The sequence below is a fragment of the Novosphingobium sp. HNCC26BN242 genome (assembly GCF_057180525.1).
In genome coordinates, this window is the sequence record NZ_JBXUGM010000003.1 from 190,146 (window position 1) to 209,089 (window position 18,944).

At 62.3% G+C, this 18,944-nt stretch carries 18 protein-coding genes; 2 read left to right on the forward strand and 16 right to left on the reverse strand.

What is annotated here, in order from left to right:
* Positions 1 to 31: 31 nt before the first annotated feature.
* Genes atzF through AC2A1F_RS13030 form a run of 8 tightly spaced genes read right to left on the reverse strand, consistent with a single transcriptional unit; the run spans position 32 to position 10,072 of the window.
* Positions 32 to 1,804, reverse strand: a complete 1,773-nt coding sequence (gene atzF, locus AC2A1F_RS12995) for an allophanate hydrolase (protein WP_484209198.1) — start codon at positions 1,802 to 1,804, stop codon at positions 32 to 34.
* Positions 1,801 to 5,397, reverse strand: a complete 3,597-nt coding sequence (gene uca, locus AC2A1F_RS13000; RefSeq protein WP_484209591.1) for an urea carboxylase — start codon at positions 5,395 to 5,397, stop codon at positions 1,801 to 1,803. Before uca ends, atzF begins: the two co-directional genes overlap by 4 nt.
* Before the next feature lie 11 nt (positions 5,398 to 5,408).
* Positions 5,409 to 6,044 (reverse strand): urea amidolyase associated protein UAAP2, encoded by a 636-nt coding sequence (locus AC2A1F_RS13005; RefSeq protein ID WP_484209592.1) that lies wholly within the window; start codon positions 6,042 to 6,044, stop codon positions 5,409 to 5,411.
* A 13-nt stretch (positions 6,045 to 6,057) separates the two neighbouring features.
* Positions 6,058 to 6,882: an urea amidolyase associated protein UAAP1 gene (locus tag AC2A1F_RS13010; protein WP_484209199.1), complete on the reverse strand. Its 825-nt coding sequence runs from the start codon at positions 6,880 to 6,882 to the stop codon at positions 6,058 to 6,060.
* Entirely contained in the window at positions 6,879 to 7,358 is a 480-nt protein-coding gene (locus AC2A1F_RS13015; protein WP_484209200.1) for a CopG family ribbon-helix-helix protein, read from the reverse strand. The genes AC2A1F_RS13010 and AC2A1F_RS13015 overlap by 4 nt, the downstream gene beginning before the upstream one ends.
* Entirely contained in the window at positions 7,355 to 8,125 is a 771-nt protein-coding gene (locus AC2A1F_RS13020) for an ABC transporter ATP-binding protein (RefSeq protein WP_484209201.1), read from the reverse strand. Before AC2A1F_RS13020 ends, AC2A1F_RS13015 begins: the two co-directional genes overlap by 4 nt.
* Entirely contained in the window at positions 8,122 to 8,937 is an 816-nt protein-coding gene (locus tag AC2A1F_RS13025; protein ID WP_298291568.1) for an ABC transporter permease, read from the reverse strand. Before AC2A1F_RS13025 ends, AC2A1F_RS13020 begins: the two co-directional genes overlap by 4 nt.
* 52 nt (positions 8,938 to 8,989) lie before the next feature.
* Complete coding sequence (locus AC2A1F_RS13030; protein WP_484209202.1) at positions 8,990 to 10,072, reverse strand: putative urea ABC transporter substrate-binding protein; 1,083 nt, start codon at positions 10,070 to 10,072, stop codon at positions 8,990 to 8,992.
* Between the two features lie 259 nt (positions 10,073 to 10,331).
* Between AC2A1F_RS13030 and AC2A1F_RS13035 the strand changes: the two genes are divergently transcribed.
* Positions 10,332 to 11,258, forward strand: a complete 927-nt coding sequence (locus AC2A1F_RS13035; RefSeq protein ID WP_484209203.1) for a sterol desaturase family protein — start codon at positions 10,332 to 10,334, stop codon at positions 11,256 to 11,258.
* A gap of 303 nt (positions 11,259 to 11,561) precedes the next feature.
* Positions 11,562 to 12,050: a c-type cytochrome gene (locus AC2A1F_RS13040; protein WP_484209204.1), complete on the forward strand. Its 489-nt coding sequence runs from the start codon at positions 11,562 to 11,564 to the stop codon at positions 12,048 to 12,050.
* An 86-nt stretch (positions 12,051 to 12,136) separates the two neighbouring features.
* Here AC2A1F_RS13040 and hemA read toward each other — a convergent pair whose 3' ends face one another.
* From hemA to AC2A1F_RS13080, 8 genes are all read right to left on the reverse strand, one after another.
* Positions 12,137 to 13,357 (reverse strand): 5-aminolevulinate synthase, encoded by a 1,221-nt coding sequence (hemA, locus tag AC2A1F_RS13045; RefSeq protein WP_484209205.1) that lies wholly within the window; start codon positions 13,355 to 13,357, stop codon positions 12,137 to 12,139.
* A gap of 62 nt (positions 13,358 to 13,419) precedes the next feature.
* A complete protein-coding gene (gene puhE, locus AC2A1F_RS13050; RefSeq protein WP_484209206.1) occupies positions 13,420 to 14,199 on the reverse strand; it encodes a putative photosynthetic complex assembly protein PuhE in 780 nt (259 codons plus the stop codon).
* A complete protein-coding gene (gene acsF, locus AC2A1F_RS13055) occupies positions 14,193 to 15,287 on the reverse strand; it encodes a magnesium-protoporphyrin IX monomethyl ester (oxidative) cyclase (RefSeq protein WP_484209207.1) in 1,095 nt (364 codons plus the stop codon). Before acsF ends, puhE begins: the two co-directional genes overlap by 7 nt.
* Positions 15,284 to 15,574 (reverse strand): hypothetical protein, encoded by a 291-nt coding sequence (locus AC2A1F_RS13060; protein WP_484209208.1) that lies wholly within the window; start codon positions 15,572 to 15,574, stop codon positions 15,284 to 15,286. Before AC2A1F_RS13060 ends, acsF begins: the two co-directional genes overlap by 4 nt.
* A complete protein-coding gene (gene puhC, locus AC2A1F_RS13065) occupies positions 15,571 to 16,083 on the reverse strand; it encodes a photosynthetic complex assembly protein PuhC (RefSeq protein ID WP_484209209.1) in 513 nt (170 codons plus the stop codon). Before puhC ends, AC2A1F_RS13060 begins: the two co-directional genes overlap by 4 nt.
* The gene (gene puhB, locus AC2A1F_RS13070) at positions 16,080 to 16,721 is read right to left on the reverse strand and encodes a photosynthetic complex putative assembly protein PuhB (protein WP_484209210.1); all 642 of its coding nucleotides are present in this window, start codon (positions 16,719 to 16,721) and stop codon (positions 16,080 to 16,082) included. The genes puhC and puhB overlap by 4 nt, the downstream gene beginning before the upstream one ends.
* Positions 16,718 to 17,482 carry a photosynthetic reaction center subunit H gene (gene puhA, locus AC2A1F_RS13075; RefSeq protein WP_484209211.1) on the reverse strand — a complete coding sequence of 255 codons (765 nt, stop codon included), beginning with the start codon at positions 17,480 to 17,482 and terminating at the stop codon, positions 16,718 to 16,720. Before puhA ends, puhB begins: the two co-directional genes overlap by 4 nt.
* A gap of 49 nt (positions 17,483 to 17,531) precedes the next feature.
* The gene (locus tag AC2A1F_RS13080) at positions 17,532 to 18,932 is read right to left on the reverse strand and encodes a BCD family MFS transporter (RefSeq protein ID WP_484209212.1); all 1,401 of its coding nucleotides are present in this window, start codon (positions 18,930 to 18,932) and stop codon (positions 17,532 to 17,534) included.
* Between the last annotated feature and the right edge of the window lie 12 nt (positions 18,933 to 18,944).

Genomic DNA, 18,944 nt, shown 5'->3' on the forward strand with positions numbered 1-18,944 from the left:
GAGGCCTTTCGCGGCAAGAAATGCGGGAGGATCAGGGTTTGCTGGCGATATAGGCGCGCCATCCGCCTAGATGCGTGATGTCTTCGGCGCCGGTCAGCGCGCGCGGTTCTGACACGAAGCCTTTCACGCTGCTGCCATCGGCCAGCGTCACTGTGCCAATGGCCAGCGGCGGGGGCACGTCCACCACGAAGCTGCCGAATTCGGCCACGCCAAGCTCGTAGACCTCAAGCTTGATGGCCGCGCCGCCCTCTTCGCTGAATACCAGCGCGGGCTTGGGCGGAACACTGTCGGCAATGGCAAAGAGCTTGTAGGTTGGCGCGGTTTCGAATGCGCCCACGAAGGTGGCGTTGCGCGATGTCAGCTGCCAATGCAGCGGCATTCCTTCCAGATGAGCACCAACAACGGCCAATTTCACGGTCTGCATTCTGCCCTCCAGATCGAGCGGGGGTGGGGGTGGTAATTGGGCGGCGGACAGCCAAGCCTCGGCGGCCGTTATCAGGGCGCGGTCCGTATTCGCCGGGCCGATCAGCGTGATGCCGAACCCGGTGCCGTTCGCGCGCTGGCCTGCAGGCACGGCCACGGCGGCCATGTCGAGCAGGTTCACGAAGTTGGTATAGGCGCCCAGATTGCTGTTGAGCGCCACGGGGGCGGCCAGCAACTCGTCCACGCGATAGGTTGTGCCGGTGGTGGGGAGGACTAGCATGTCCACTTGCTGCAGCAGTTGGTCAGCATGGCGCTTCAGTTCGGCCATGCGGTAGATGCCGTTCCAAAGCTCTACAGCGCTCTTGTTCCATCCGGCCTGCACTACGGTGCGCACCGTAGGGTCGACCGCATCGGGATTGTCGGACAACAGCTTGGCCATGGCCGCGGTGCGTTCAGCCACCCATGGCCCGTTGTACAGGAGCAGCGCGGCTTCCTGCAGCGGGGCCATGTCAATTTCGACGACTGTTGCCAGTTCCGCCAGCTTGGCCAGCGCCTGATCATAAAGGTATTCGGATTCCAGATCGCCAAACCACAAACGCTGGTCGCGCCGGGGCACGCCGATGACTTTGGCGGCGAGATTGTGATCGGCCAGCGGTTTTGACCATGGATCGGCTGGATCAAACCCTGCGATCACATCGTCTACCAGCCGAGCGCCTGCGGTGTCATCGGTGAACACCGTGATGCAATCGATGCTGCGGCAGGCGGGGACGAGGCCATGGGTGGACCAGCGGCCCTTGGTGGGTTTGAACCCGATCAGGTGGTTGAACGCGGCAGGCACGCGGCCAGACCCGGCGGTATCAGTGCCCAGCGCAAAGGGCACAAGCCCGGCTGCCACGGCCACCGCAGAGCCGGAACTCGATCCTCCGCTGACATAGGCCAGGTTCGAAGCATTGCGTGGAATGCCATAAGGGCTGCGCGTGCCGACAAGGCCGGTGGCGAATTGATCGAGATTGGTCTTGCCAACGCAGATAGCACCTGCGGCGGTCAGACGTTCGATGACGGTTGCGCTGGCTTGGGGCATGTAGGCAAAGGCCGGACAGGCAGCTGTCGTTTCGAGGCTTGCCACATCGATGTTGTCCTTGGCGGCATAGGGCACACCGGCTAGCGGCAGATGTTCTCCTGCGGCCACGCGGGCATCCACCGCGCGCGCTTGCGCCAGCAGTTCATCGGCAGAGGCCCGGCTGATCCACACTTGCGGCTGTATGGCATCATAGGCGGCAATGCGTTCCAGCGTGGCTTCCATTACGGTCACCGCGCTTGTCGTGCCAGACCCTACAGCCCCGGCGATGTCCGTCGTGCTCTGGCGGAAAGACGCGCTCATGCCGCTTTCTCCAGCGCAAACATCGGCGCGCCGGGCTGCAACGATTGCTTTTCGGAACAATACATTGCCACGACCTTGCCCGAATTGGGGCTGAGCACCGGGCATTCCATCTTCATCGATTCCAGCACGGCAATCGTATCGCCCGCCTGCACCTGATCGCCGGTGGCGACCAGAAGCTTCCACACGCTGCCGCCGAATGGGGCTTCGACGACATCCGCGCCATCGGGCACAGTGATTGCGGATTCAGCCGGGATGTCCGAATCGCTGAGCGCAGAGACGCGATCGAACTCGCCCTTGGCCTGCCAGTCGGCACGCTCGGCATCGAAGGCAGCCTTGCGCTGCGCTTCGAAGGCGCTGATCGCTTCGGCATTGTCGGCCAGATACTTGCGGTAATCCGAAAGGCGGAATTCGGACGGTTCGATGGTGATGGAGCGTCGCCCGCTCGGGAAATCTCGCCGCCATTCGGAGAGGTCCTCGGCGCTCACCGGATAGAAGCGGATCTGGTCAAAAAAGCGCAGCAGCCACGGCTTGCCTTCGATGAAGTCCGCCGTCTGCCGGTGCGTGTTCCAGACCTGAATGGTGCGCCCGAACAGCTGGTAACCGCCCGGGCCTTCCATGCCATAGATGCACATGTAGGCCCCGCCGATGCCGACCACGTTGGGCGGCGTCCAGGTGCGCGCCGGGTTGTATTTCGTAGTCACCAGCCTGTGTCGAGGATCGACCGGGGTGGCGACCGGCGCGCCGAGGTATACGTCGCCAAGGCCCATCACCAGATAGCTGGCCTCGAAGATCAGGTTCTCCACCGCCGCCACATCGGGCAGGCCATTGATGCGGCGGATGAATTCGATGTTGTCCGGGCACCACGGCGCATCATCGCGCACCGCGCCCATGTACTTTTCGATAGTCTCGATGGTGGCGGGATCGCGCCAGCTCAGCGGCAGGTGGACGATGCGCGATGGGATCGCAAAGTCCTCAAGATCGCCCAAGCGCTCCTCTGCCGCAATCAGAGCGGCCAGTGCAGCTGCCTGATCCAGCGCTGCGCCATCGAAGTGCAGTTGCAGCGAACGGATGCCCGGTACGATGTCGATCACGCCGGGCAGGGCCATGCGCTCAAGCTCTGTCATCAGCGCGTGGACGCGGATGCGCAGTTCGATGTCGAGCACGATCGGGCCGTATTCGACGAGGATGTTGCGATCACCCTGCTGGCGATAGACGGTGCGCGGACGGCTGGGGCCTTCGGGCAGGTCAGCCAGCACCGGAGTCTGCGTTGCTACCGCGCAGGTGCGGCTAGGTGGCGTCTTGGTGCCGTTCAGGAGCAGCGCTTTTTGTGCCGACGAAGCGGCGGTGGCTTCTGCCATCGTCACCGGCACGAAGCGCACCTTGTCGCCTGCCGAAAGCTGGCCGACTTTCCACAAGTCTGCCGCAATCACTACGAAGGGGCACACAAACCCGCCCAGCGAGGGGCCATCGGGGCCGAGGATTATCGGCATGTCGCCGGTAAAGTCCACCGCGCCGATGGCATAAGGGTTATCGTGGATGTTCGACGGATGCAGCCCCGCTTCGCCGCCATCGCGCCGTGCCCATTCGGGCTTGGGGCCGACAAGGCGCACGCCGGTGCGGTTGGAGTTGTAATGCACTTGCCAGTCCGCTGCGACGATCATGTCGATATCGTCGTCGGTGAAGAAATCAGGCGAACCGTGCGGGCCATACAGTACGCGCAGGGACCATTCGGTCGGTAGGGCGGGCAGGGGGATTGCCGGAGTTGCGCCGCTGGTGGGCGCGCCTGCCAGATGCAGGACATCGCCCGCCACCAGACGCCGCGCGGCATGGCCGCCGAACTGGCCGAGCTCGAACGTGCTGCAGCTGCCAAGATAGGGGGCAATGTCTAGCCCGCCTGCGATCAGCAGATAACCCCGCATTCCGCCGCCCGAAGCACGGCCCAAGCTAAGCGTCTGTCCGGCTGCGATCTCGAAAGCGGTGCCCAGCGGCACGGGTTGGCCATCCAGCGTCGCGCCGAAATCCGCGCCGGTCAGGCACACGCGAGCCGCAGACGAGAAGGCCAGCGTCGGGCCGGTGACGGTCATTTCCAGCCCGGCCATGCCTTCAGGATTGCCGAGCAGGCGGTTGCCGATGCGGAATGACTGGTCGTCCATCGGGCCTGAAGGTGGCACGCCAACGGCCCACAGCTTTTGCCGACCGGGCCAGTCCTGTACGGTCGTAGCCGTGCCCCCGCTGATCACGCGGAAGCTTTGCGGGGTGTAAGTCACGCTTTCCAGCGCGCGGGTGGAGACCTCGCCGCTGGTGAAGGCGGGGCAGGCCACGACATCGCGCAGCCAGCGCAGGTTGGTTTCGATCCCGTCGATGCGGCTGGCGGCCAGTGCCTCCTGCATGGCGGCCACAGCGGCCTCGCGCGTGTCGGCATGGACGATCAGTTTGGCGAGCATCGGATCGTAGAAGGCGCTGACTTCGCTGCCCGCCATGATCCACGTTTCGGCTCGGACGCCTTCCGGGAACTGGACGGAGGTCAGCGTGCCTGAAGTTGGCCGGTAATCCAGCGCGGGGTCTTCGGCATAGAGCCGGACTTGCACCGAATGGCCCTTGGGTGTGGTCGGCGCGCTATCGAGGAAGCTATAGTCGCCCGCAGCGCCGCGGATCATCCACTCAACCAGATCCACACCGAAGACCATTTCGGTCACGCCGTGTTCCACCTGCAGGCGGGTGTTCATTTCGAGGAAGAAGAACTCCTCGCGGTCGGCGTCGTAGAGGAACTCTACGGTGCCTGCGCTGCGATACTGCGCCGCCTCACCAAGCCGGATTGCGGCGGCGAAGAGGGCCTGACGTACGGTTTCGGGCAGGAGCGGGGCGGGGGCTTCTTCGACCACTTTCTGGTTGCGCCGCTGCAGCGAGCAGTCACGCTCGCCCAGCGCCACCACGCGGCCTGCGCCGTCGCCGAAGATCTGCACTTCGACATGGCGCGCGCGCCGCACGAAGCGTTCGAGGAACACGCCGGCATCGCCGAAGTTGCTTTGCCCGAGGCGTGCCACGGCGGCAAAGCCTTCGCGCACGTCGGCCTCGCTCTCGCACACCCGCATGCCGATGCCGCCGCCGCCTGCGGTGGCTTTCAACATCACCGGAAAGCCGATGGCCTGCACCGCAGCAATGGCCGCTGCCTCATCGGTCAGGAGGTCGGTCCCCGGCGCCAGCGGAAGGCCGTGGGCTGCTGCCAGTTCGCGCGCGCTGTGCTTCAGGCCGAAGGTGCGGATGTTGTCAGCCGTCGGCCCGATGAATTCGATCCCAGCTTCGGCGCAAGCCGCCGCAAATTCAGTGTTTTCCGAAAGGAACCCATAGCCCGGATGGATCGCGCCTGCGCCGGTGGCCTTTGCCGCTGCAATGATCTTGGCGATATCGAGGTAGCTCTCACTCGGCCGCGCACCGCCGATGCAGACCGCCTCGTCGGCCTCTGCCACATGCAGCGAGCCTTCATCTGCCTCCGAATAGACCGCTACGGAGCGCAGCCCCATGGCGCGCAGCGTGCGGATGATCCGGGTGGCAATCGCACCACGGTTGGCGATCAGGACAGTATCGAAGGTCATGGGTTTGCCGGTCATGCTGCCACGATCATGCGGACAGGGGTGGGGTTGAAGGCGTTGCACGGGTTGTTGATCTGCGGGCAGTTTGAGACGACCACAGTCACGTCCATCTCGGCATAAAGGTCCACAGTCAGCCCCGGTGCGGAGATGCCATCCACGATCCCGAGCGTCCCGTCAGCCTCGACCGGCACGTTCATGAAGAAGTTGATGTTCGGCACGATATCGCGTTTGCCGCGCCCTTCGAGCAGGTTGGCCTCAAGGAAATTCTCGACGCAGGCATGTTGAGACTTAGTGTGATGACCGTAGCGCAAGGTATTGGATTCGCACGAACACGCCCCGCCGATCGTATCGTGATATTCCACGGCAGAGGCGGCGATGGTCATCATCGGGCGGCCTTCGTTTGACATCAGCTTTGTGCCGGTGCGCAGGAACAGGTTGCCCTGCGCGGCCACGGTATCCTGCGCGCTGTAGCGCTCGGCATCGTCAGCCGTGCTGTAGAGCAGGAAATCGACTGCCTGATTGCCTTCAAGGTCGACTATGCGCAGCGTCTGGCCCTTGGCCACGTGATAAAGCCACGGCGCGCGGGAGGGCACGATCTCGTCATGCACGATGGTGGCAGGCAGGCCGGAGAGGTGGGGATCGCTCATCAGATGGTTCCTCGCTTCAGCGACGGTAGTAGTCTTCGACGTTCAGGAAGGCGCGCAGGCCTTCGGGCGTCGCATTGCGGATCGTGTCTTCAGCAGCGGTCACGGCCCCGAGCCAAGCGGTGGCGCGCAGCGGTGTGACCGCGTATTCGGCGCGCGGATCAAGCACGTGCGGGCAATTGGCGATCACCACGATCACCTCCATTTCCGCGCGCAAAATCACTTCGCGCCCTGGCGCAAACGGGCCGACCACGGGCGTGATCGTGCCGTCCAGCTCGATCTTCGTGCCCTTGAACAGGTTCACGCACGGATGCACATCGCGCCGCCCCAGCCCATGCTTGGCCGCGCCCAGCAGGAAGCGGTCCCGCCCGTTGGGATAGGCCCCGCTGTTGCGGCCCTCGCCATACTTCGCCAGATTGGTGGCCGCATTTGATGTGCCGCTGAAGCAATCGTGCGTTTGCGCATCGTCCGCCTCGATGCTCATCAACACGCGGCCCATGTCGGACAGCAGCAGCTTGCCTGCCTCAAGATAGGCGTTCCACTGGACCTTGACCGTATCGGCCACATTCAGGCGCTCGGTGGGCATTTCAGCGTTGAACACTTGCAGCCCGGCGCAGGCATCGCCCTTCAGATCAATCAGCCGCAGCCGGCTGCCGCGTGCCAGACGCCGCGTGGCATAGCCGCCCGCAGCGATTGTCTCTTCCCACACGACATCTTCGGCGGAAACGCCCTCGGGCAGATCACTGACCACCGGTGGCAGCACTGGCATAGCTTCCACCACGGTGCCCCCCATGCTGCGCGCATGGTCGCGCGCGGCCATTGGGTTTGCGAGAGTTTCGGTCATGTCACCGCTCCATCGGTTTCGCCTTCGCTTCCGTCTTGCTCATAGAGCGGCGGGAGAAGGGCGGTTGTCGTTACGAGTTCAAGCTGCTGCACGCCGCGCACACGGCGCAGTGCATCGGAAAGCTCTTTCAGCCGCTCCGCCGCGCCCTGGACCAGCAGCACTTCAAGCGATTGATCGTCCTGCAAAAAGACATGCTGCGACGAGATCACCTCCTTGAGGTAATCGGCCTGAGTCTGCGCCAGCTGGTGCCGCACCCGGCCCCTGTCGCCGCGATAGACCACGGTGACCGTGCCCGCGAGCGTCTCCTCAGGCCGGGTATAGGCCTCGTGCGCGGCCAACGCGTGGCGGATCAGTTCGGAAATCAGCTGGGATCGCGATGGCAGGCGGCGTTCCTCCACCATCATGTCCAGCTTGCGGAACAGGCTGGCGGGCAGGCTCATGCTCAGCCGCGCAAGGGGTTCGGGCGTGGGCGTCATGCCGCAGTCCCTTCGGCAACCTTCGCGTCTGCTTCCACAGGCGCAGGCTTGACCAGCGGCAAGTCATAGACCGCCGTTGCGCCATAGCGGTGCGGCGCGTGCGGATCATGGCGACGCTTGTCGAGCGCCAGTACGCGCGTGCCGAGCGAAAACGCCTCGCGGATGTCGTGGGTCACCATGATCACGGTCAGGTCATACTGCCGCCACAGCCGGGTTATCAGCGTATGCATATCGGCCCGAATGCCCGGATCGAGCGCGCCGAAGGGTTCATCCAGCAGCAGGATGCGCGGGCGCTTGATCAGGGCCTGCGCAATGGCGAGGCGTTGTTGCATCCCGCCCGACATTTGCGCCGGATAGAGGTGCATGCTGTCCTTCAGGCCCACAGCTTCCAGCATGTCTGCCGCCTCAGCCTCAGCCGCCTTGCGCCGGGCACCAAACAGGCGGGCCAGCAGCGGCGCTTGTGTGCACTCCAGCCCGAATACCACATTGCCCAGCACGGTCAGGTGCGGAAAGACCGAGTATTTCTGAAACACCACGCCCCGGTCCGGCCCGCATTCGGGAGGCAGCGGCGCACCGTCGAGCGTGATCGTCCCGCGCGTTGCCTGCTCTTGCCCCAAGATCACGCGCAGGAACGTGCTCTTGCCTGCGCCCGATGGCCCGACGACCGAGACGAACGAACCTGCGGCCACATCGAGATTGACCTTTTCGAGGACGATGCGGTCGCCATATTCGACCCACACGTCCTTCAATGTCAGCAGCGCGCTCAATGTGCTGCTCCATGGGCCCAGGGGAAGGCCTTTGTGCTGAGCTTTGACAGCGCCACGTCCATCACGATGGCCAGCAATGCGATCCATGCGACGTATGGGATGATCACGTCCATCGCGAGATAACGGCGGACGAGGAAGATGCGGTAGCCAAGGCCCACATCAGACGCGATGGCCTCGGCCGAGATCAGAAACACCCATGCCGGGCCAAGCGCCAGTTTCAGTGCCACCAGCAGCCGGGGCAAGGCTTGCGGCAAAGCCACGCGCAGCATGATCTGCCAGCTGCCCGCGCCCAGTGTCTGCGCCTTGACGATCTGCTCGCGCGGCAAGGCGCCTACATGCCCTGCCACATCGCGCACCATCACCGGGGCAATGCCGATCACGATCAGCGCCACTTTGGCGGTTTCACCAAGGCCCAGCGCAATGAACAGGATGGGTAGCAGCGCGATTGGCGGGATTACGGCGATGCCGGTGACCAGTGGGCCAAACATGGCGCGGACTGGCGGCAGAACGCCCAGCAGCAGGCCCACCAGAAGCGCCATCAGCGTGGCAATGCCAAGGCCAAGCCCCAAGCGCTGCAAGCTGGCCAGCGTATCGGCCCAGAACACCAGATTGCCGCTCAGCACATCGGGCTGCTGCATCATCTTCCAGATCGCTGTCCCCATGGCAGAGGGGAGCGGCAGGATCTTGTCGGCAGGATTTGCGGCGTGGCGCTGGGCCGATGCCACCAGATAGCCGATGGTCAGCAAGCCAATCGGAATCGCACCCAGCCCGAAAGCCTGTCTGCGCCCGATGTGTCGGTTTACCCAGCGCATCTGTGCGCCTCCTTGAAAACGTGGTGGCCGGACCGTTGAGCCTGCGTGGTGATCACAGCTTGTTGTCGGCGGCCAGCTTCATGAAGCTTTCATCGAAGCGCAGTGTTACCCGCGCCGGATCACCCAGTGTGACGCCGCCGGGAAAGCCCATGCCCACCGCATCGGCAGAAGTCGCGCCCTGGAACAGGCCCTTGGAGAAGCTGAAATCGCGCACTTTGGTCATGGTCGAGATCAGTTCGGGCGAGGTGGTTGCGGCCACGGCTTCCTTGGCATCGATGTAAAGGCGCGTGGTCTTCAATTGGGCGTCGAACACATCGGGCGTGGTCCCGGCCAGCTTGGCCATCGCTGCGCGCGCTTCCTTGCCCTGCGCATCATCACGCATCATCAGGCTGACGGTTTCATACCAGATTCCCGCCAGAGCCTTGCCCAGATCGGGGTTGGCTTTCAGTGTGGCGGTATCGACCACCAGCAGATCAAGGATTTCGCCGGGAATGTCCGCCGAACTGAACACTTGGGTTGCACCTGCCTGACCGCGCATCACCGACAGCTGCGGGTTCCACGCAACAGCCGCCTTGGCATCGGGGCTGCTGAAAGCGCCAACGATATCAGCGTCGCCGGTGTTGATCGTCTTCACATCGGTCAGCGACATGCCATTGCTGTTGAGCGCACGGGCCAGCAGGTAGTGCGAGACCGACAGTTCGACGAGATAGATCGACTGGCCCTTCAGCGCGGCCACGCTGTTGCCGCCCTTGAGCAGCACGCCATCATTGCCGTTGGAGTAATCGCCGACGATGATCGCGCTGGTGTCCTTGCCACCTGCGGCCGGGATGGTCAGCGCGTCCATGTTGGCCACGGTCACGCCGTCAAACTTGCCGGCGGTGTACTGGTTCACCGATTCGACATAATCGTTGACCTGCACGATGTTGATTTTCAGGCCATATTTGTCGGCCCACTTCTTCACGATGCCAGCCTGCTGGGCATAGGGCCAGGGCATCCATCCGGCATAGATCGACCAGCCGATGCTGAATTCGCTGCGCTTTGGCGCAGGCGCATCTGCCGATGGAGAGCACGATGCCGCCAGCAACGTGGCGGCAATCAGGAGTGCTTTTCCGGACTTGCCGATCAGCCTGAACATGCGTGATTTCCCTTTTTCTTGCCGGAACGCCATTACACATGGGGGAAAGTGACCGGTCTGCGTATTACGCTTTTTGCGTATGGTAATAATCTTACCGGGCCGCGATGCCGTGGGGTCATACCGGTTTGGCCCGCGCATGGGCGGGCGTCAACGCGCTGAATCAGGGCTGTATTACGTCATTCGACGTATGCTAAGCTTGGCCAAACGCTGCATACCAACCTCGCACAAATGTGCCCGGATTTTGGAGAGGTGTTCGCGCATGTCCGCTTCAAGCATGACCAAGGCCAGTGACACAACCGGGGGCATCGCGCAGCGCCTCGTCAATCTCTTGCCGCCGATCATGGTGGCGATTGCCGTATCCTTCTGGGCTTTTGCACCCGATGCGTGGGTGCAGAACACATGGGTGGTCATCGGGGTCAGTTCCGCGATCACACTCATCGTGTTGCTGCTGGAAATCCCGCTGGAACGGCATGAAGGCTGGCGGATGAACCGGCGCGAATTCTTCACCGATCTGTTCTATGTCGTACTCAGCGCCACAGTAATCTCGAAAGCCACTAATTTCCTCGCAGATCGGCCCCTGGAATCGGTAAAAGAATCACTCGGCATCGCAACGCCGTGGGCGGAACAGATGCCGTGGCTGCTGCAGGTGGCGTTTGTCGTGTTCCTTGTGGAATTCGGGCAGTACTGGATGCACCGGCTGATGCACAATTCCACGCCATTCTGGATGACACACGCCCCGCATCACCACATCACGCAATTGAACGCCATGAAGGGCGCGGTGGGCAACCCCATCGAATTGTGGCTGATCAGCCTCAGCGTCGTGATCCTGTTCGATCTTCAGCAGTCGGCCGCATTGGCAGGATACAGCGTGATGGGCGTGGTTTCCACGTTTGCGCATGCCAATGTGCGGTCAAACCCGCCGCTGTTCTATTCCTATGTGTTCACCACGATCCGCCATCACAGTCTGCACCATTCGGTCCCCTATGAAGACACGCGGTGCAATTACGGCAATTCGTTGATCCTGCTTGACCGAATTTTCGGCACCTACAAGGAAGGTGAAGCATCGCTGGTGGGCCAGGATGATCGGCGGCGGCTCTCGATCAAGGAACAATGGCTGTTTCCGTTCATGCCACTGATCGCAAAATTCAAAACTGCATTGGCAGACGGCTCGAAGGCCGCAGGCTGAACACCTTGGCGCAAATCGTTGGCCACTGATAGTCGGATCGGTGGAACTTGCTTAAGGCGCAAGCGTTTTGATGGTGTTGCAAGATGGGTTGGCCCACGGTAGTCAACGGGCTGTTCGATCTTGAATAAGACGATCTGGGCTCAAGAGACTCGAAGGGTTTCCAAGCCCAAAATACCATGTTGCGCCTCGTGCGCTCTCGTGTTTATCTGATGATGCGGATCAATTGAGGTGCTCATCATCTCGGACTATGGGTGGATGCAAATGCGGCAATCTTTACAGTTTATTGCGCTTACAACTGCGACAATGCTCCTCGCATCTTGCGGTGGCGGCGGCGCGGACAAGGCAGCCGAAGGTTCGGCAGCCAAGACCGAAGAAACCACTACAGCTGCAGCTCCTGCTGCTGCCGGACCAGCGGCTGCGACCAGCGCAGCGGCTCCGACGCCGGACTCCACCGACACACTCGATGGTACGACGCTCGCTTCGCTGACGCCTGACGTTGCGCACGGCAAGACGATCTTTGCACAGTGCAAGGCTTGCCACGCTGTTGAAGAAGGCAAGAACATGGTCGGCCCGTCGCTCGCCGGCATCGTCGGTCGCGCCGCTGGGTCGGTGGCTGGCTACAGCTACTCGAACGCCAACAAGAACAGCGGCATCACCTGGACGCCTGAAAAGATGTTCCAGTACCTTGAAAAGCCGGCACGCGTTGTCCCGGGCACCAAGATGGCCTTTGCAGGCCTTTCGAAGGCGCAGGACCGTGCAGACGTGATTGCCTATCTCAAGGCCCCGAACTGAGCCATTAGGCACAATCGGGTTTACCCAAAGATGAAGGGCGCGGAACCATTGGTTCCGCGCCCTTTTTCGTATTCCGGCCCGATAGCTCAGGCGGCGGCGGAACGCCGCGCCAGTTCGCACTGCGACCAGATGTCGCTCAAAGCGTTGATCAGCTTTTCTACATCGGCATCGCTGTGGACGGGCGATGGCGTGATGCGCAGGCGTTCTGTCCCGCGCGGCACGGTGGGATAGTTGATCGGCTGCACATAGATGCCGTGGTTGTCCATAAGCCAGTCGCTGATGCGCTTGCACTTGTGCGGATCGCCCACCATGACCGGGATGATGTGGCTGGGATTGGGCAGGTGGGGGATGCCCATCGCGTCGAGCTTGCGCCGCACGGTGGCCACGCGCTCCTTGTGCCGGGCGCGTTCGATCTCGCTGGCCTTCAGGTGGCGGATGCTGGCCGCAGCGCCTGCAGCCAGGGCTGGCGGAAGCGCAGTCGTGAAGATGAACCCGCTGGCAAAAGTGCGCACGAAATCGCACAGTGCGGCCGATGCGGCGATGTAGCCACCCATCACGCCAAACGCCTTGCCCAGCGTGCCTTCGATCACCGTGATCCGGTCCATCAGGCCTTCACGTTCGGCCACACCGCCGCCGCGCGGGCCATAAAGGCCAACGCCGTGAACTTCGTCGATATAACTCATCGCGCCATGCTTTTCACACACGTCCAGAATCTCGGCGAGGGGGCCGATATCGCCGTCCATTGAATAGACGCTTTCAAAGGCCACCAGCTTGGGCACGTCGGGTCCGTATTCGGACAGCAGCTGATCCAGATGCTCCACATCGTTGTGCCGCCATACGCGGCACGTGGCGCGCGAGTGGCGGATGCCTTCGATCATCGAAGCATGGTTCAGCGCATCGGAAAACACCACGCAGCCCGGCAGCTTGGCACACAGTGTGCCAAGGCCCGCCCAGTTTGAAACATATCCGCTGGTGAACAGCAGCGCGGCTTCTTTGCCGTGCAGATCGGCCAGCTCGTTTTCAAGCAGCACGTGGTGGTGGTTGGTGCCCGAGATGTTGCGCGTGCCACCAGCGCCCGCGCCGCATTCGTCCAATGTCTTGTGCATCGCATCAAGCACGGCTGGGTGCTGGCCCATGCCAAGGTAATCGTTCGAGCACCACACGGTGACCTGTTCGGTGCGGTCTTCGACATAGCGGGTGGCGTGCGGATAGTTGCCGCAGCGACGCTCGATCTCGGTAAAGATCCGATAGCGTCCTTCGTTACGGACCGCGTCAAGTTCGCCCTGGAAGTAGGCTTCGTAATCCATGTCGTCGGTCCTCTTCGTGTGTTCTCGTTCGAGTACGTAATTGCGAATTTATTTAGCCAAAATCAGTTAGCTGGCCGTCGTGTAGGCAAAGCCCAGCCCCATAGCGCGCCATCGCGCACCGGCAGGGCCAGAAACAGGTGTTCAAGCGCACCCAGCGCGGCGAGTGCGAAGAGCAGGCTGGCCCCTGCTGCACTGGCACTGCCCTCGGGCGCATTGAGCGCGATCAAACCGAGCCAGATTGCGAGGCCTGATGTGCCAGCAATCGCCAGCACCAGTTCGATGCCCAGACGGCGCGGGCCGAAGTAGGTTTTCAGATAGGCAAGGTGCGGCGGGAAGATCTCGGTGCTCATGTTGGGCACGCCGAAGAAGATCACCATCTTGGTCGACAGCCGCATGACCAGCAGCAGCGTAAAGGTCATCGCGCCGAGCTGATTAGGCGCATCCCAGCTGAGCGAGATCAGGCCAAGCGCGCTGAGCGCGAGCGCGATTTCATGCCAGGCAATCGCCCCTACAGCGTGGACGAAGCGCTTGGCCCCGCGCGCATCAGCAGGGCAAGGCTCACGCCGGGGGCCGGTGATGGCACCGGTTAGGAACGTGATCTCGTGCCACGACCAGATCAGGATGGCCCCGGCAAACGAGGCATAGACGCCCCACAGTGAGGCAGATTTCATCGTCTGGGCGACCATGACCAGTCCGCCCACGCCCGCTGCGCCTGCCAGCAGCAGGCTGAGCGGGAAAGTGCGGCGTTCACGGTTATCGGCCCACGCGATCAGTCCTGTTGCCAGGAACCAGACCGCGATCGTGGCAACGACCGGCAGGACATGGCCGGTCCAGCTTACCATGCGGGCTGCATCCGCACAGTGGCAGGCAGTTCGTTGGTGCGGGGGCGCAGCAGGTACATGCGGGCAAAGTTCAGGCCAGCCACGACAGTGCCCGATGCGCGCAGGAGAGCGCCGGAGAGGCCGCCCTGCTTCTTGCCCGCTTCGATCTTCTGGCTTGCCACCAGCAGACGGTCCATCGCGCGGCGGAAGCGCGGATCTTCGGTATCCAGCTCTACCGGGAAAACCTGACGGCTGATGGCCGTGGTGATCGCAAAGACATTGTAGTCATATGTCTTGGGATCAAGGCCGAGAGCCTTGTGGAAAACCGGGCGCGCGTGATCGCGCACATACATGGTGGAATAGACCGCCAGCAGGAAGAACCGCACCCACAGCTTGTTCATGCCGGTCAGCAGTTTCGGATCGGCGCGCAGCAGCAGGGCAAAAGCCTCGCCATGACGGAACTCGTCATTGCACCACGATTCGAACCAGTTGAAGATCGGGTGGAAGCGCAGTTCGGGATGTTTGGCGAGCTGACGATAGATCGCGATATAGCGGGCATAGCCAATCTTTTCAGACAGGTAGACCGAGTAGAAAATGAACTTCGGCTTGAAGTAATGATACTTCTTGGCCTTGGTCAGGAAGCCCAGATCGATGCCGATACCGGCGTCCTTCAGCGCTTCATTGATGAAGCCAGCGTGGCGGCTTTCATCGCGGGCGAGCAGTTTGAACAGCTGCTTCATGTCCGGGTTCTTGGTCCGTTTGGCCATTTCGGCATAGAGGATGCAGCCCGAAAACTCCGAAGTCAGCGAGCTGACAAGGAAATCGATGAATTCGGCGCGCAGTTCAGGCTCAAGCCCTTCGATGATCCCGGCAAAGCTGCCTTCGCGTTTGAAGTGCAGCTTGTTGGGATCGCTGACCATTTCGGCCATCAGCGCATCCCATTCCTTGCGCACCAGCGAGACGTCGATCGAATCGAGTGCGGCAAAATCGGTGGTGTAGAAGCGCGGGCTGAGCACGGTTTCGTGTTGGACCATCGCGTGAACATCAGGCTTTTCCGGGAGGGCTGCGGCGCTTTCATAAGGCCGGGCGATAACGGTGTGGGCGTTCATTTCATGCTCCCAGGATTGAAGCTGACTTCGTAAAGTTCAGTAAGGCCAAGATAGGCCACGAGCCGCGTCCAGCTGCGCAGGATGGGTCCTGCGCGTTCCACGGTCGCCATCCGTTCGATCACCATGCTCTGGCCGAAAGGAATGCGGATGGGGTCGCCGTGGACATGTACCCGATCACCGGGTTCAACGGTGATATTGTCGGCCAGTTCGACATGGGCGTGAAAGTGCGCCTCGCTTTGCTCAACCGCAATGCGGCAGGGCACGTCAAAGGCGCGCGGGCCGTTCATGTCGGGTTCGCCCCAGTTTGACTCTTCGCAGAGGTCTGGCTCTTCAGGAATTGAACGAAAGCGGCCCGATTGTCCGGGCCGAACGAACCGAGTTCAACCGAGCGGCCCGTGGCCGGATCAAGCAGCGAGAGCGAGCCGTTGCCCCAAAGCGACAATTCGAAGGGGGTTGCCTGTCCGATCCCGTTCATCTTGCGTTCGCGGGCCATGCCGCGCATCACGCCGCGAACAAAGCCGCCGCCGTCATTCTCGCCCTTGAGCACGGCAAGCGTTTCGCCGCTGTCGGTGTCCTTGACCACGACCGCTCCATCGGCGCGGTCATCGAACGCCAGATGGCGCACTTCGACGGCAACGACACCGGCACTGGCCCGCGCCACTGAAGGGACGGCTTCGCGGTTGAGCACACCGGTCTGCACCAGCGTGGTCAATGCCAGCGTTGTAGCGATTAGCCCACCGGCCAGCAACAACGCTGGACGCGGAACGGTGTTCTGGTGATCGTGGACGAGGCTCATGCCATGGCTCCCTGCATACCGTTGTCCTGCATGCCGTTATCGCGCGCCGGTGCAGCATTGGTGCGCTGTTTGGCGGGTGCCGCGTTTGGCACGACTGCAGCGCAAGCCTGGGCCAGCACTTTGGCAACAGCCTGAGCATCCGGCAGGGCGCGCAGCATCGGCTGCGGCTTTGACAGGTGCCACGGACGGGCATGTGGCCAGATCGTGGCAAGGCCAAGGCGGTGGCTGCCGGTCAGGACCAGGGCGATTTCACCATGACCTGCGCCAAGTTCGCGCATGTTTGCTGCACCTATGAGGGACAGCGGCAGGTTGATGCACTTGTTAAGCGCAATGCCTACACGCAGCACCACGCGACGGTTGGTGATGGTATAGACCGTAGTCCGTGCCACCAGCACCGCAAACAGCGCCAGCAATCCCAAGGTGATCGCGCCGCCGATGACCGCTGCTGCTGCACCGATCAGCTTGCCGCTGGCAAGGCCCAGCACGGCAAGGGCTGCGAAATAGGCGCTGACCCAGCGGGTATGCAGCGCGCTGCGAGCGAAAGTCCGCCATTCGGGCGCCCCCTGCCAGATGATGTGTTCACCGGCAGGAAGTTCGCCCGGAAGGCCACGGACGGGTTCATGATCGTATTCGGTCACACCAGTGGCTCCAGACGGTCGGCGTTGGCATAGAGATAGCCAGTGCCGTAGTAAGCAACGGTCCGCTCTTCTTCATAGCGGGTGATTTCCTGCGGGTTGGCCGGGAACGGCGCACCTGCGAAATCGGCGGCATTGATGGCATCGATGATCACCGCATTCTTGCGGACCACTGCCATCGGCATCGGTGCCAGCACGGTATTGGTGCCGGTATCGACAGCAAGGTAGCGCACCATGTGTTCTGCGCGATCAACCCACAGATCGGTTACGACACCGGCCTTGAGGCCATCGGCGCCATAAACGGGCAGGCCGCGCGGATCGGTGCTAGCCGTGGCGACGGTGATTTCCGGCACGACGCCCATGGGCACGATGCGCGGATTGCCGTGGGCATCGATATCGGCCCACTTGGCGCGATCAGCGTAAGAACCGGGGCCAACGCCTGCGGCAAACACATCACCTACCGGGGTGAAAGGCGCACCGCCAAAGTTTTCGCGGCGCTTGGCATTGATCTCGAACGGATCGCGGCTGCCATTAGGGAACGAGATCGTGCCCTTGCCGAATGGCAGGATGAAGGTTTTGGGTGCTGCTGTTGAGAGCGGCCCGCCTTCGGGATCGAGACGGCCGGTCAGCGCGTCTTCGAGGGGATAGCCTTCACGGCGGTCTTCGCGGCGCAGCCAGAAGACCAGCGCGATGAAAAAGCCGATGAATGTTATCATTGCGATCTGTGCGGCATCTATTGTGCCAACGATATTGCCCGTGTTCATGTCAGTGTCCTTCCGGTTCTCAGCTGGCCCGCTCTCACTTGTCCCGGCCTCATGTGGGAAACTCCGTCAATCCGAAGCGATTGCCACTGGAGTTGATGCCGGTTGTCCGGGCGGCAGCCGGGGTCTGACCTACCAGCGGGCCAAGCACGACAAGCGTGGCAAGCAAGAGGCAGATTTCGATGATGTAGATGGTGGCATAGCCGGTGCTGCGGTGCGCCAGCGTGTGGCCGAGGCCATCGGCGACAGCGAGGCTGGAGACGACATCGCGCAACACCCCGCCCAAAGCTATGGCAACGCCTGCAAAAGTGGTCTGCACAGCGCCCCATGCGCCAAGCGCAAGGCCTGCGGTTTTGGTATCGGACAGCGCCATGGCAGTGGTCAGCGTCCCGACCAGAAACAGGCCTGCGCCTGCACCGATCAGCATGGACCCAAGCCCGAGCGCGACCGGGCTGGCCATCGGGGCAGCAAAGATCACCAGCATGAAGGCGGCAATGCCAACAACCACGCCATAGCCTGCGATCCGCAAGCTGTCAGTGCCGCGGCCGAGCCAGCGGGCCGACAGCGTGAAAGCAATCAGAGCACCCAGCGCCCATGCGCCGGTTAGTGCGGTGGTGGCCCCGACAGAGAGCCCGAGGATTTCACCGCCATAGGGTTCGAGAAGCGCATCCTGCATCGCAAAGGCCGTTGCACCAAGGCCCACGGCAGTGAGCAGACGCATTGTTACGGGTTGCGCGGTAAAGGACTGCCAGACTTCGGAAAAAGCCGGGCGATAGGTGTCAATCGAAACTGTGGCAGCGCTGCGGGCTTCTTGTTTCCACAGGGCGACAAGGTTCAGCACGAAAGTTAGCACGGCTGCGCCCTGAATGACTTGCACCAGACGGGTTGGGCTGAACTCTACCAGCAGACCGCCGATCACCAGCGATGACAGCATCATACCGGCCAGCAAGGACAGATAGAGCAGCGAGACCGCGCGCGGGCGGTGCTCGTCATCGGTCAAGTCACCAACGAGAGCGAGGCCTGCCGTTTGTGTGGTGTGCATACCGAACCCAGCCAGCAGGAAGGCAAGCGCACTGGTGGCAACCCCCACGCCGAACAAGGCAGGGTCGCTCATCAGCAGCAGTGCGAAGGGCATGATAGCCAGGCCACCAAATTGCATCAGCGTGCCGAACCAGATGAACGGTACGCGCTTCCACCCCAACACCGACCGATGCACATCCGACCGGTGGCCGATCAGCGCGCGAAATGGAGCAGCCAGCAGCGGAATGGCGATCATTAGCGAGACCAGCCACGCTGGAATGCCCAGCTCGACGATCATGACGCGGTTTAGTGTGCCGTTGAGAAGCACCATGGCCATGCCGACACTGACCTGAAACAGCGACAGGCGCAGCAGACGCGAAAGGGGAACCTGAGCCGTAGCAGCATCGGCAAAGGGCAGCCAGGTGACTGCCACCCGGCTCCAGTT